This is a genomic window from Streptomyces sp. NPDC018026, assembly GCF_044327745.1.
Lineage (GTDB): Bacteria > Actinomycetota > Actinomycetes > Streptomycetales > Streptomycetaceae > Streptomyces > Streptomyces rubrogriseus.
Map to the genome: position 1 here is coordinate 218,108 of NZ_JBIRFY010000001.1, position 13,329 is coordinate 231,436.

Genomic DNA, 13,329 nt, shown 5'->3' on the forward strand with positions numbered 1-13,329 from the left:
GTCGTTGCCGACGTATCGGCGGCGCCGGTGCCGCTCACGCCAGCTCGCACGGGGTGTGGGAGAACGCTTCAGCCGGCAGCGGAACGCCATACGTGCGCAGCTGGTGGGCGCGGGTGACCACGGCAGCCCCTTCGAGCAGGTTGAGCGCGATCTGCACCACGGACCGGTGCGCCGGCTCGGCCAGGAACGTGTCCGCCACCCACCGGTTGAACGCGCCCATCGCGGGCCCGCACCAGATCTGGTAATCGGCCCGCCGCGTCGTCTCCCCGGTGATCGCCCACCGGCTCGAACTGCCCAGATACCAGCGGAAGACCAGGGCCATGCGGTGTTTCGGGTCGGCCTCCGCACGGGTGATCTCCGCGGGATCGCGCTGTTCCCAGAAGGCGCGCGTTCGCTGCCAGACCTCGTCGAACGGGGCGCGCAGCACGTCGCGCTCGATCGAAGCGCGCAGCGCGGACGGGATCTCCTCCAGCGAACCGTGGGCCCGGTACGCCATGTGGAGCCGGCCGGCCCGCTGGGCGAACATGGTGCCCCGGGAGAGCACTTGCAGTTTCACGCCGAGCTCGAACATGTCGGCCGACGGCGCCATGGCCACATCGGAGACGTCCGCGTCGCAGAGCATCGCCTTGGCCTCGTCGGAGAGGCCCGCCTCCACGGCCGTCTGGTTCACCGATCCGACGACCACGTAGGACGCACCGAGGGCGAAGGCGGCGGCCACCGCGTCCGGTGTGCCGAGACCGCCGGCCGCGCCGAGCCGGACCGGGCGGCGGTAGCCGAAGCGCCGGCACAGCGTGTCGCGCAGGGCGGTGATCCGCGGCAGCAGGACCGACAGCGGCCGGTTGTCGGTGTGCCCCCCGCTGTCCGCCTCCACGGTGATGTCCTCGGCCACCGGCACCAGGGCCGCCAGATCCGCCTCCTCACGGGTCAGCTTTCCCTGGTCGACGAGCGGGCCCAGCAACGCGGGCGGGGCGGGGGAGAGGAACCTCTCCGCCACCTCGGGCCGGGACACCTTCGCGAACAGGCGTGTACGCCGGACGATGTCGCCGTCCGTGCCCCGGCGCAGTCCGTGGGCCGAGCAGAGCACGACCGCGGGGGTCAGCTCCATGAACGCGGACGCCGAGATGCGAGGAACACCGCAGCGCAGCAGCAGCTCGGCGACGCGCCACTCCAGCGCCGGCTCCGCCGGTGAGTGGATGAGGTTGACGCCCCAGTTCGGGAGTGCTCCCAGCTCGTGCGCCAGTGCGTGCACGGCCCGCTCCACGTCGGGGTAGGCCAGACCGCCCGCGCCGAAGAAGCCGATCATCTCCGCCCGGGCCATCTCCGAGACCATCCGGGTGGTCGCGATGCCGCCTGCCATCTCACCGGCGACATAGGGGAAGCGGACCCCGTGCGTCTCGCAGAAGGTGCGACCACCGAGCCACTCGGGGTACAGCGGGGGCAGCGTACCGAGCACCGGACCGCCGGGTACGGGACCGGTCGTGATCCCCAGCTCCCGGCCGTCCGGCCCGCTGACGATGTGAACGGGTTCCCGGATGTGCCGGACGCGGGCCGTGATTCCCTCGGGCGAGAAGACCGGCGGGAACGCGGCGGGGACGCCGGGAAGGGCGAGGACGGTCACGGTAGGGCTCCAACGGGCGAGGACGCCTGCTGGCCAGGCGTACGGGGTGGACGGGGCGGCGGCCGGGGGACTGCCCGACGAGGGGAGTCACCCGGCCCCCGGGGCCAGTCCGGCCCCCGGGGCCAGTCCGGACAAGAGATAGTCGAGGCTCACCGGGGCGCAGGCCGCTGACGGCCCGAGCCGGGTTCTGACCCGGGTGTCGTCGAACCGCCGCCGGTGGGCGAGGTAGGCCGTCATACCCGGGTAGAAATCCAGCAGCGCCTCCAGCTCCGACGGGGCGTCCGGCCTGGTGGCGACCAGGTCGACCGAGAGCGGGACCAGCCGTTCCAAGAGGGCCACGACCGTCGGCACGGGCACATCGCGGTCATGGACGACGTGGTACGTGTCGACCCCGCCCGAAAGCGACAGCCCGGCCAGCCGCACCATGACCTCGGCCGCGTGCTCCACCTGCAACAGGTTCAGCCGGCCGTGCGGATGCCCCACCACCCGGACGCGGGGCCGCCGGCCGGCCGGGCCCGGGAGCGGCGGCTCGGCGGCACCTCGCGCGTCCCGCAGGATCCGCTCGACGACCAGCAGCGGGTGCGGGGGCAGTTCGGGGTGCGTCGGAAGGTCCGTGACCAGGATGCTCGGCCGCAGTACCAGGACCGGGCGAGCGTGCTCCCGGGACCACGCGTGTACCAGCAGCTCCGCCTCGTACTTGGACTGTTCGTAGGCGTTCTCGAAACCACCGGAGTCGTCCAGCTCGTCCTCGTACGCCACTCCGGTGCGGCGCCCGCCGGCCACGAACGCGGTGCTCACGTGATGGACCACGGGTGACCGACGGCCTGCGGCCGCGAACTCCAGGATGTGCCGGGTCCCTTCGACGTTGATCCCGCGCAGCTCGGGAAGATCCCCCTGCAGGTTGATGCTGCCCGCGCTGTGCCAGATCGCGCCGATGCTGTCGGCCAGCTTCTGGAACGTACGCCCGGACAGCCCCAGCCGCGGCAGTGCCAGGTCGGTCTCCACCACCCGAAGGCGGCGGGGGAGTCCCGCGGTGAACTCCTCTGGGGCGCCCGTCAGTTCGAAGAACCGCGTGATGCGGTGCAGAGCGTCCGCCGACCCGGCGTGGGTCAGGACTGTCACCGACCGGTGCGTGTCGAGCAGGCGACGTAACAGGCGCAGTCCGAGGAACCCGGTGGCGCCGGTGAGCGCGACGTGCACGAGCTTGTCTCCAAGGGCGGTGAGAGGGGCGGGCCTGCGGCCGCCTGCGGAGGGCGGAGGCGGGGTGCCGCCGTTGCGGCGACCGGGTGCGGATGAACGGGACGCCACCGGCCTTCCTGCGACATGGATCGTCTCCGGCGGTCGCGTCGCGCACGGCCCGACTGATGCTCGCCGGTTCTCCGACACCCCTGTCCGGCCCAGGGCTCTTCAGGCCCTGGGGGCCCGGTGACCGCTGGCGCACGGCACACACTGGCAGACGCAGGGTGGGGCGCGAGTCTCGATCGTCCCTGCTCACCCGAACGAAGTACGCCGCACCGTGACCGCGGACGTCCTCCCGGTTCGGCGCGACTCGTCGCAGACCAAGTGTGTCCGGCTTGCGGAGCGTCCGGACCAGGTGGGAGCCCTACGGCGGTGACTGGAGCCCATTCCCTCTTTCGAGGGAACTCGGCGGCGGGGGCCTTGGACCGGTCTGCCAGGGGTCGCCCCGCCGACGGCGGTTGCGGGCGCGTGGACAGCGAGCCCGTCAGGGCACGGAAAACCGGGAGCGCAGGAGCCCGGGAGCGAGTGCGGCCGCCCGTCGTCGGCCCGACAGGAATCCGGCTGCCGAGGCCGCGGCGGCGTGCGGGCGCCGGACGGACCCGCTCCGTTCGGTGGTCATCCTGATGGTCGGCCGGTCCGGGCCGTGGTGTGCTGCGGTCGGCCGGTTCGGTGGGCTGCCGGGGGCGTGGCCTGTTGCCGTTCGCACGCTCGCTTCCCCCCCGGCCCCTCCTGCGGTCAGCGCGACCGCCCTCGCCCTCGCCCGAACTGGAGCCCCGGAGCCCATGCCCGATTCCGAGCAGCCCACCCTGTCCGCCCCGTCCGAGCGCTCCGTGCGGCCCGATCCGTCCGTTCCTCCGCCCCGCCACCCCACTCACTCGGTCGACCGGGCGTTCCTCAAGCTGGAGCGCCGTCGACCCGACGTCCGCTGGGACGCGGGCGGTGTCGCGTACCTCAGCGGTCCGCCCCCGGCCCTGGCGGACCTTCGCGCGTACGTGAGCTTCCGGCTCGGCGCGTTGCCTCTGCTCACGAGCCGGGTGGAGGGCGGTCGGCGGTCCCGGTGGCAGCCGGACGCGGACTTCGACATCGACCAGCATGTGCACGAGGTGGTCGCCGACGGTCCCACTGCCTGGGACTCCGCCCTCCATACCGCGCTCAACGCCCCTTTCGCCCCCGGCGCCTACTGGGGGGTCTGGCTGATCCACGGCCACGAACCCGACGCGTATGCCGTGTGCTACCGCTTCCACCATGCCTGCCAGGACGGTTCGGCCGCCGCCATGACCTTCCGGGCCATGCTGGGCGAGGGGGAGCCGTCGGCGCGTCCGGTGCCGGGTCGGAGCCGTCGGTTCGGGGCACCCCGGCGGGTGGGCGCGGCCGTCGGGCTGGCGATGAGGTTCCTGTCCGGCACCGTTGCCGTTCGCGGGCACCGCCTGGGCACGGCCTTCACCCCTTCCGGGGAGCGGCGGCTGTGGCGAGGCCGTGTACCGGCGGACACCCTCCGCCGGATCGGTACCGCGCGCGGCGGCTCGGCCCACGACGTACATCTGGCCGCACTCGCCGGGGCGTTGTCGGTCTGGTCGGCCCGCGCCGGCGTCCCGCTCCCCCGGGTGACGGCCGTGCTGCCCGTCGACGCACGCAGAGCGGACGAGGAGCAGACGTGGGGAAACCGCTGTTTCGCACTGCCTCTTGAGCTGCCGGTGCGGACCGCCGCGGAACACCCGGACGGGGCCCGGGAGGGTGAGGCGTCCCTGCGGCGGCTGGATCGTGTCATGGCGGCCACCCGGAGGCTGCGGGGCGAGGCATGGCGGCAGGCCATTCAGGACCTGGTCCGCTTCATGCCGGGCCGCCCCACCGAGTGGTACCTGCGAAGGATGCTCTCCCCGCGTGTCACCAACGTCATGGCCACCTCCATGCCGCTTGCCGAGAAAGGGAGCCTGGGGGAGACGCAGGTGACGGGCACTGCCCTGTTGCCGCTGCTCGTGCCGGGGCACCTCTTCGCGGTGGGGCTGTCGTTCTTCGGCGACTGGGCCGAGGTGTCCTTCGTCGCCGACCGCGCCCTTCCCCTGGGGGAACTGCTGCCGGAGCTGTGGGAGCAGGCCGTGGGTGAGCTGGAGGAGAGTGCGACGCCGGTGTGACCCGGGCGGGCGCTGCGACCGCACGGAGTGAAGGTAGGGCCGTCGCGGCCGCCGCCATCGGTGACGCCCAGGACCGGGCCGAGCTGAAGGTCGATGACGTCCTGGCCGAGCTGATGGCCAGCGATGCGGAGATCCTGGACTACCTGAAGTGACCGGTGACACCAGGTGGTTCAGAAAGGACGGTCACGTCGATTGGCCGCGGCGGGGTGGTGAACCTCCTGTCGGCTCGCGCCGTTCCGGCTACTGGACCAGCTCGATGTGGGGGTGGGACGGGTCGGTCGGGCAGGCGTGGAGCTGGAGGCTGGAACCGCCGGCGATGCCGATCAGTGTGTAGTTTGCCGGCGGGGTGCCGGGGAGGAGTGGAGTCGGGTTCGTCCTCTCCTCCTCGGGTGCCCAGCTGTCGCTGTCGGCGTCCCATTCGACGGTGGCGATGGTGAGGAGCGGCAGCGTCTCGGTGCCGCACTCCGGGCAGCGGCGAGGCACGGGGTCGGTCATTCCCCGGCGCGGCCAGCCACCGGTCTTCCAGCCCGGCGCAGCGGACAGGTCGTTGGCGTAGAACTCCTGCGGGGCGGTGGGGCGGGAGACGCCCCACCGGATCGGGTCGCTCAGCTCCTGCCGCAGCTTCTGGTCCAGTTGGCTGAAGGCGGGGTACTCCGTGACCTGCTCCGGTGCCAGCGCGGACGGCTCCGGAAGGTAGCCCTGAGACTTGATCGCGGGCGGTTCGGGCGGGGCGTCGAGGATGTCGGAGACGGTGCCTGCGGAGCGCCGGAAGACCGCGGTACGGGGGTGGGCCGGGTGGTCGAAGGGGCACCACAGGATCTGGAGGAGGTCGGCTCCGGGCGGGTTGAGGGGGAGAGGGACGTCGCGGGCGTACAGCTGCGCGACGGGGAGCAGGGGGACCGGGGCCTCGGGCCAGGGGCGGCCCTGGAGGATCCGCCTCTCGGTGGCGAGTTCCTCGGGTGTGGGCCGGGAGGCCGGGGGGCCGAGGTGCCGCCGGCTCGCCACCACCGCTTGGTTGTGACGGAGGAGCCGGATGTCGTCGGGGGACAGAACCCTGCGCGTCGCGCCCCTCTCGTGCGGCCCTCCGCAGTGCGGCCACGGCTCGTCGGCGGGCCACAGCAGCGGCCCGCCGACGGAACTGTCGTGCACGGTGGCCGAGCCCGGCCGCGGGTGCAGCCGGGTCGCCGTGCGTGCCAGCGGGGCCAGTTGGGGGAAGAGCGCGGTCACATCGACCGGCCGCGGCGGAGTGGTGAGACTCATGCTGGCTCCCGAGGGCACGGACAAGGTGGGGCAGAGATCAGTTGCCGAGGTTGTGCGCTCCGCCGGTCTGAGTGTTGAAAATGTTGATGTCCTCGAACATCGGCTCGACCGAACCGTCCTCGCGCTGGATCTTGGCACTCATCGTAACGCGCACCGGGATCGTGCTGTCGGCGCTCAGGTAATGGGGAGTCACCTCGTAGAGGATCGCGTCGGCGTCGCCGAACGAGGCCAACCGCACTTCGTCCCTGACCTGCTCCTCCCACTCCCACATGCTGCCAGCGCCGGTGTTCATCCCGACCTGCCAGCAGGGCACGAGGTTCTGCGATATCCGCCCGCCGAGGATGTTGGCGACCAGGTGGCACCGGGCGAGCTGGTCGGTGAGGCTGTTCGCTGTGGCGTAGTCCGCCGCGTCCACCCAGCCGGTGATCTCGCCGCCGGCGTCACTGCCGGGTCCAAGCACCTTGCCCAGACAGGCGGTGGCCTTGGTCGCCCGGAAGCCGGCCGGGCTCGACGGATCGTTCTTCCTGACGTGTGGGACCGGTTCGGTGGTATTCAGGATCCAGCCGTTGCCGGCCGGGCGCGCGCCCGCCGGCGAGATCCCCAGGCACTCCGCGTGGGAGCCGTCCAGCGACGCCGTGAGTGTCAGCTTGAACTGGTCGGCGTCGATGACCCGCTGGCCCGCAAATCCGTCGGTGAGCTGGTTGTCCGCGAACTGCTTGTCGGCGGCGGCGACATGAGCGCGCACACATCGCTGGGAGGTGTCGAGGTCCGAACCACCGCCGAGCTCGAGGATGGACCAGCCACCGCTGCCGTAGTAGGGGATGAGTTCGGCGCACTCAGCACCGTCCCTTCCGCCTTCCTTCGTCTCCGCGAAGGGGAACTGGGCACAGGTGTCGGTCGGAATGAGGTCGCTCGCGTCTGCGAACGGCTCCGACGATCCGCTCCCACAGGTGCTGTTCGTACGCCCGGCCACGCCGCTCGTTGACCGGGTCAGCGCGGTGTTGAGTCCCCAGCCGTCGGTGAGGCTCCTCTGGGCCCACAGGTACGCCGCTACCGCGCCGCCCTTGTCCGAGCCCTGCGGGCTCATCGACAACTCGGCCATGACCGACGGAACGGCACAGCCCGCCACCGAGGTGCCGCCGACCGCGTCGTCGCACCTGATCTGCCTCGGGTTCTTCCACGACGCGTTCGGGTCGGTCGGCGTCGCGCCCGGGGACGTCACGTACATCACGTAGGACGTGTAGAAGGAGGACGAGGAGCCCGTCGTCTGGGCCGACGAGTAGCCGACGTCGCCGGTGAGCGGCGGGGCGCCGACGGTGATGTCGCCGTTCCACCACGGGGAGACGTCGGTGGCCGTGCAGCCGGCGTCGCAGGACGCGCGGAACTTGACGTTCAGGGCGGTGACGTCGCCGGAGGCGCTGGTCATCCTGACGTTGACCTGCTCGCTCCAGGTCGTGGCGGTCGGTGACAGGTCGGCGCCGGTGGAGACCTCCAGGGTGCCGCGACCGATCTCCACACCCCTGCTGTCGCGGAGGATGTAGGTGACGTTGATGCCGGTCACGCAGTACGAGAAGCGCTCGTAGCTGTAGCTTCCGGGGTTGGTGAGGTCGCAGCTGCCGACGGGAGCGGCCGCGGCGGTGGAGGAGGGGGAGGCGGCGGGGCCGCTGCGGGTCTTCGCCTTCGTGGGGGCGGGAGCGACCGTCACACAGGACTCGACGGCGCCCGCACGGCGCTCCTTGGAGCCACGCGCGGTGGGGGTGCACTGCTCACCGGAACCGGCCACGAACGCACTGGTCTCGGCGGCATCGGTGGTCTGCGCGCCGGAGGCCGCGGAGTCGCTGGTGGACGCGGCGCGGGCCGGCGCGGACGGCTCGGCCGCCTGGCTCGTCGTGGCCGAGGTGAGACCGAGGGTCAGGGCGGTGACGACGCCCAGGACGGTCGAGCGGGCGCGTCTTCTTGTGGCGCGCCCGCCACGTATTCCATGCACGGGGCAGGACCTTTCCGTGAGGGGAGGAGGGGGCAGGGGCGCCGCGTGCTCGCGGCGCCCCTGGACAACGGACGGGCGAGATCAGGCCACCAGGTCGTAGAGGTCGCTGAGACCCTTCGTGGCGCTGGCGACCAGGTCCTCGCCGGTGTCGGTGATCTTGCTGACGACGGGCTTGACGATGCTGCCGCCGAGCGCCTTGTCGGCGGCGCCGACCCACTTGTAGGCGCCGAAGGAGACCAGGCTCAGACCGGTGCCGACGGCGGACTCCCAGAAGGCGCCGCTGGTGAAGCCGTGCTCGATGCCCGTGAAGAGGCTGCTGAGGGCACCGGCGCCCGCGGAGACACCGGCGAAGAAGCCGGCCGCGCCGAGGGCCGGCGGGAAGACGAAGGCGGCGAGGGCGCAGCCGGCCGACAGGAACGCGGCGCCGGTACTGATCACGCCCGCGGCGTCCGCGTAGAACTGGGCGTCGTTCCACCACTCGTCGGCGTCGCCGTCCGCGGTGCCGTTCGGGTTGACCTGGTTGTTCTTGTCGTTGTCGGCCGGGTTCTGGTTGTTCTGGCGCTGCTCTAGGGCCTTGAGCGCGGCCGCCTTGGCCTTCGCGATCTCCTCGGCCCGCTTCTTGTCGGCGGCGATCTGCTTGGCCTGGGCGTACGCGGCAGCGGCGGCCTTCGCGTCGGCGGACGCGGCGAGTTCGGCGGCGCGGGCCGTGGCGGCGGAGCGCTGGGCCTCGGCGGAGGAGGCGAGGGCCGCGCGCGCCGAGTCGACGGCCTTGTTGGCCGAGTAGTTGGCGGAGCGGGCGGCGCCGCGGGCGGTGGCGGCGGCGTTCTTCGCCGTGGCGGCGGAGGCACGGGCGTCGGCGGCCGACTTGTCGGCGGCGTTGGCGTTGTCGCGGGCCTGCTGGGCGTAGTCGTCGGCCTTGGCGGCGGCGTCGAGCGCCTTCTGCGCCCACTCCTGGGCCTCGGCGGCGGCGTTGCGGGCGTCGGCGGCGGCCTTCGAGGCGAGTGCCGCGTCCTCCTGCGCCTTCTGCGCGACCTTCGCGGCGGCGGCGATGGCTCCCCGGATCGCGGCGACGTGGGTGGCGGTGTCGAAGTCGAGCTGGGCGGTGCGGTACTGGACCACGGTGATGAAGTTGCGCAGCATCCACTGCGGTCCTTCGAGCGCGACCTCCGCGTAGGACCTGGTGTAGGCGCCGCCGGTTTTGATCAGCTGGTTGGCCAGGACCTGGTCGTCCTCCTTGACGGCCCGCGGGTAGGCCTCGTCGAAGAAGTGGTTGAGGGATTCGGTGGTGTTGGTGTCGAGGGCGTCGTTGGCGGCCTCGGTGACGGCCCTGCCCGCGCCCTCGGCGATGATCCTGTTGATGGCGACGCGCAGGTCCTCGTCCGAGGCGCGCTTCATGCCGCCGGTGAGGAAGTCGCCGATGGCCTTGGAGTCGCTGCTCTCCAACGCGGCGGCGGCGGCCGCGGCCACCTTCGGACCGCCGATCGTTGCCACGTGCAGGGTGGTCTCGCGGTCGTCCTGCGTCGCGGCGAGCGTCCGGTCGAGGTCGATCCAGGAGTAGACGTCGTCGTCGGAGCCGGCGAGGGCGTGCTGGGCCGCCTGCCGGGTGTTGGCCCCGCGGGCGTCCATCAGGGCGACCGCGGCCTGCCGGCCCAGGGTCGCGGCGACCGACATGTTGCCGGAGTACAGGGCCTCTTCCGCCTTGGCGATGAGGTCCTTGGTCGCCTGGTCGGTGCGCTCCGCCATCAGCCGCTTCTCGCGTACGTCGGAGAGCTCGGCCTGCTCGATGGCGGCGAGCTGCTGGACCTCCTCGATGGCCTGCTGCTTGTCCTGCTCGATGGTCTGCGCCTCGGCGGCGCGGGCGTTCTTCTCCACCTCGATGGCGTCACTGACGGCCTGGGTGGCGACGTTGGCGGCCTTCTGGGCCTCCGCGGCGTGGGCGGTCGACTTGTTGGCGTAGTCGACGGCCTGGCCCGCGTACTTCACGGCCTCCTCGGCGGCGTCGGCGGCCTTGTCGGCGTGGTTGGCGGCGGAGTTGGCGGCGTCGCGGGCGGTGCGGGCCGCCTTGGCGGCGGCGCTCGCCAGTGCCTGGGCGGCGGAGGCGGCGTTCGTGGCGCGGTTGGCGGCGCTGGTGGCGATGGCGGCCTGGCGCTTGGCCTCGGCTGCCTCGGCCTGCGCGGCACCGGCGGACGCGGCGGCCTGGGCGGCGGCGTTCGCGGCGGCGGCCGAGTTGCGGGCGGCGGAGGCGGCGGCCAGGCCGGCGGCCGAGGAGGCGTCTCCGGCGAGGGCGGCCTTCTCGGCGGCCGCGGCGGCGCTGCGGGCCTTGTCGGCGGCGTTGCGGGCGGCGATCGCGGCGTTCTTGGCGCTCTCCGCCTTGCCGGCGTCCTTGGACGCGGCGATCGCGGCGTTGTAGGCGCGGGCGGCGGCGTTGCCCGCCTTCGCGGCGGCCTGGGCGGCGCCGGCGGCCGCCCAGGAGGCGCGACGGGAGGCCGTCACGGCGGCGTTGGAAGCGTTGACGGCGTTTCGGGCGGCGTCGGCCGCGCCCTTCGCCGCGCTGGCCGCCTTGCGGGCCGCGGCCGCCGACTTCTTCACGTCGCTCTGCGCGGCGGCGGCTTCGGCGGCGGCCTTCTGGGCGGCCTCCTTGGCCTTGGTGGCGGCGGTCTCGGCGCGGGCCCCGGCCTCGATGGCCAGGTTCGTCTGGCGCTCGGCACGCCTGCCCTCGCGCTGGACGACGGCCACCAGTTCCTCGATGGTCGCCGACTCCTGGTCGCGGGCGCGCGCGATGTGCTGGCCGGTCTCGATGAACCACTCGACGTCCTTCGCGGAGCCGTTGAGCGCGCGGTCCGCGTACTTCTGCACCTCCGGGCCGCCGTTCATCAGCATGGCGCTGACCTGGACCTGCGTGTCCTCCAGCCGCGCGTCGTACTGTCCGTCGCTGAGGAAGGTGACGAGGGACGACTCGGTGCCGGCGTCCAGCGCGGCGTTGGCCTCACGCACCACGGCCCTGTCGCCGGTGGACGCGACGATGCTGGTGGCGACCCGGAAGTCCTCCAGCATGGCGGGGGCGAAGCCCGACGAGAGGAAGCCGGCTATCGCCTCGTCGCCGTTGTCCAGTGCGGCGACGGCCTCGCGGCGCAGGCCCTTGCCCGCGCGGTCCAGGCTGCTGACGATCGCGACCCGGTTGTCCTGCACGGTCTGCTGCGGCAGCGTTTCGGCGAGGAAGGACTGGATCTCGCTGTCGGTCCCGTAGAGGGCCGTGGTGGCGGCGGCCTTGACGCCCCTGCCGCCGGACAGCCACGCGCGGACGGCCTTGGCGCGATCGGTGTCCGGCAGCGGCACCGGGTCGGCGCCTGCCGTCTCGGCGGCCGCCGCGGTGGCCGGCCGCAGGACCGAGGGGGTTGCGGCGACAGCGGTTGTTGCCGCGAGTGCGCCCAGGACGCGACGTCTGCTCCAGAATGCCGTCTGCATAGGGGACTTGCCCTTCTACGAAAGATGCGGTGACGTGTCGGATTTCGCGCCGTACCGGACAACTGATCCTTGGATCGAAGCCCGCCACGTTCACGAACAGTAGCAACGCAGTAATCATTCGGTGGGAGTTGTGGTTGTCGAGAGACCAACAGTGCATGTTTCGCGAAGATTTGATGGGTCGTCACGCTTATCCCGAAATCGTGGCGCCGACCCCAACCGCCTCGCCTCGAAGTGACGCAGGTCACGTATCATTTGCTTTCTATGTCCTGATGAGGGCGGTTTCGGGATGCTGGACGTGGGTGCGTCACCATGCTGGGATGCCAAGGCCGACGACGATCATCGGCGTTCGGCGAGTGCGTCGCGAAGGCGTGCCAGTGACACGCAAGAGGGGGCCATTCCGTATGTGCGGGCTTCCCCTGTTCGCGATCGGTTTCACGACCGGTGGTTTTCAAATCCGGGCGGCGGCTTCGAGATTAGGGATACGATGAAGGAAACCAGCACTAACGTCGGAAAGTCGCGGAGAATGCGGCTCACGGTACGGGTACTCGGCACCGCCGCCGCCGGCGGCGCGCTGGCCTGGATCGCGGTCGTCGGCGGCGTGCCGGGCGGAGGCACTGGCGCCGATGAGACGGCCGACGCCCCCGCGCTGGTCGCGGAGGGGGCCCCCGGCTACGCCGTGGAGGACTTCAACTACCCCGGGGCGGACAAGATCCTGGCCGAGCAGAACATCGTTCTGAAGCGGGGCGACGGCCACATCACGCTCGCCGAATGCGCCACGGGGACCGGGCAGTTGGAGCTCCTGGCCCGTGACCGGGGCAGCAAGATCTGCTTCAACACCGTCGGCAACGAGGGCTGGCTGAGCCTGGAGATCCCCGCCGTCTTCTCGATCAAGGGAAATGACTACTCCACCACGGTCGACATGACGGTCGGCACCGAGGAGAAGTCCTACGAGATCGACAAGAACACCTGGACGCCGGTGGGCGAAAGCGCGGACCCCGAGGGCCGCGACCACATGCTCGTGGAGATCCGGGTCGCCAAGTAGCCACTTCGAGGGGAACGGCACCTCCCGGGGCCGTGCGTCACGACGTCGGCCTTCGAGACCGGTCATGGTCTCGAAGGCCGACGTCATGACGCGCGCGGAGGTGTCACGCGACGGCGGTGCCCTCCAGCTCGACCATCTGACCGGGGATCGCCAGCCGTGCCACACCGAGCATGGTGGTGGCCGGTGCGACACCGACGGCGCCCAGGCGGCCCGCCAGCACACCGTAGTGCTGGAAGAGCAGATCGACGTCGGTCGTGTAGACGTTCAGCCGGACGAGGTTCGCGAGGGTCATGCCCGCCTCGGCGAGAACCGCCTCGACGTTGTCGGCGGCCAGCGCCAACTGCGCCCCCATGTCGCCGTCGTGCTCGGGCTCGCCTTCCCCGCTCATCGCCGTCTGGCCCGAGATGTACAGGGTGCGCGAGTGCCCGGAGACGACCTCGCCCTGGTTGAATCCCATCTCGACGGACCACGACACCGGGTTGACCGCGTTACGTTCCATTTGCCGCCCCTGCTCCATTCGGTTCATGACACCGCGCACGCCCATCGCTTCGGCAACCGCCGCGCTCTGACGTCGTGCGATGAAGCC

9 protein-coding genes are annotated in these 13,329 nt (G+C 71.8%); 3 read left to right on the plus strand and 6 right to left on the minus strand.

The annotated features are described in order from the left end of the window. Positions 1–34: 34 nt before the first annotated feature. A complete protein-coding gene (locus tag ACH4D3_RS00895) occupies positions 35–1,618 on the minus strand; it encodes a PfaD family polyunsaturated fatty acid/polyketide biosynthesis protein (RefSeq protein ID WP_398314954.1) in 1,584 nt (527 codons plus the stop codon). 87 nt (positions 1,619–1,705) lie between these two features. Further along, a complete protein-coding gene (locus ACH4D3_RS00900; RefSeq protein WP_398314956.1) occupies positions 1,706–2,818 on the minus strand; it encodes an SDR family oxidoreductase in 1,113 nt (370 codons plus the stop codon). Positions 2,819–3,639: 821 nt separating this feature from the next. Here ACH4D3_RS00900 and ACH4D3_RS00905 point away from each other — a divergent pair. Both ACH4D3_RS00905 and ACH4D3_RS00910 read left to right on the plus strand, forming a co-directional pair. After that, positions 3,640–4,989 (plus strand): wax ester/triacylglycerol synthase domain-containing protein, encoded by a 1,350-nt coding sequence (locus ACH4D3_RS00905; protein ID WP_398314958.1) that lies wholly within the window; start codon positions 3,640–3,642, stop codon positions 4,987–4,989. Then, positions 4,986–5,141 carry a hypothetical protein gene (locus ACH4D3_RS00910; RefSeq protein ID WP_398314959.1) on the plus strand — a complete coding sequence of 52 codons (156 nt, stop codon included), beginning with the start codon at positions 4,986–4,988 and terminating at the stop codon, positions 5,139–5,141. Before ACH4D3_RS00905 ends, ACH4D3_RS00910 begins: the two co-directional genes overlap by 4 nt. Before the next feature lie 88 nt (positions 5,142–5,229). Here the strand turns inward: ACH4D3_RS00910 and ACH4D3_RS00915 are convergent, their stop codons facing one another. The 3 genes from ACH4D3_RS00915 to ACH4D3_RS00925 all read right to left on the minus strand — a co-directional run bounded on the left by ACH4D3_RS00915 (position 5,230) and on the right by ACH4D3_RS00925 (position 11,701). Further along, positions 5,230–6,249, minus strand: a complete 1,020-nt coding sequence (locus ACH4D3_RS00915; RefSeq protein WP_398314960.1) for a hypothetical protein — start codon at positions 6,247–6,249, stop codon at positions 5,230–5,232. A gap of 37 nt (positions 6,250–6,286) precedes the next feature. Then, a complete protein-coding gene (locus ACH4D3_RS00920; RefSeq protein WP_398314961.1) occupies positions 6,287–8,236 on the minus strand; it encodes a DNA/RNA non-specific endonuclease in 1,950 nt (649 codons plus the stop codon). A gap of 81 nt (positions 8,237–8,317) precedes the next feature. After that, positions 8,318–11,701, minus strand: a complete 3,384-nt coding sequence (locus tag ACH4D3_RS00925; RefSeq protein ID WP_398314962.1) for an ALF repeat-containing protein — start codon at positions 11,699–11,701, stop codon at positions 8,318–8,320. 523 nt (positions 11,702–12,224) lie between these two features. On the opposite strand from ACH4D3_RS00925, the gene ACH4D3_RS00930 reads away from it, so the two are divergent. Continuing rightward, positions 12,225–12,743: a hypothetical protein gene (locus tag ACH4D3_RS00930; protein ID WP_398314963.1), complete on the plus strand. Its 519-nt coding sequence runs from the start codon at positions 12,225–12,227 to the stop codon at positions 12,741–12,743. 103 nt (positions 12,744–12,846) lie between these two features. Here the strand turns inward: ACH4D3_RS00930 and ACH4D3_RS00935 are convergent, their stop codons facing one another. After that, a complete protein-coding gene (locus tag ACH4D3_RS00935; RefSeq protein ID WP_398314964.1) occupies positions 12,847–13,242 on the minus strand; it encodes a RidA family protein in 396 nt (131 codons plus the stop codon). Between the last annotated feature and the right edge of the window lie 87 nt (positions 13,243–13,329).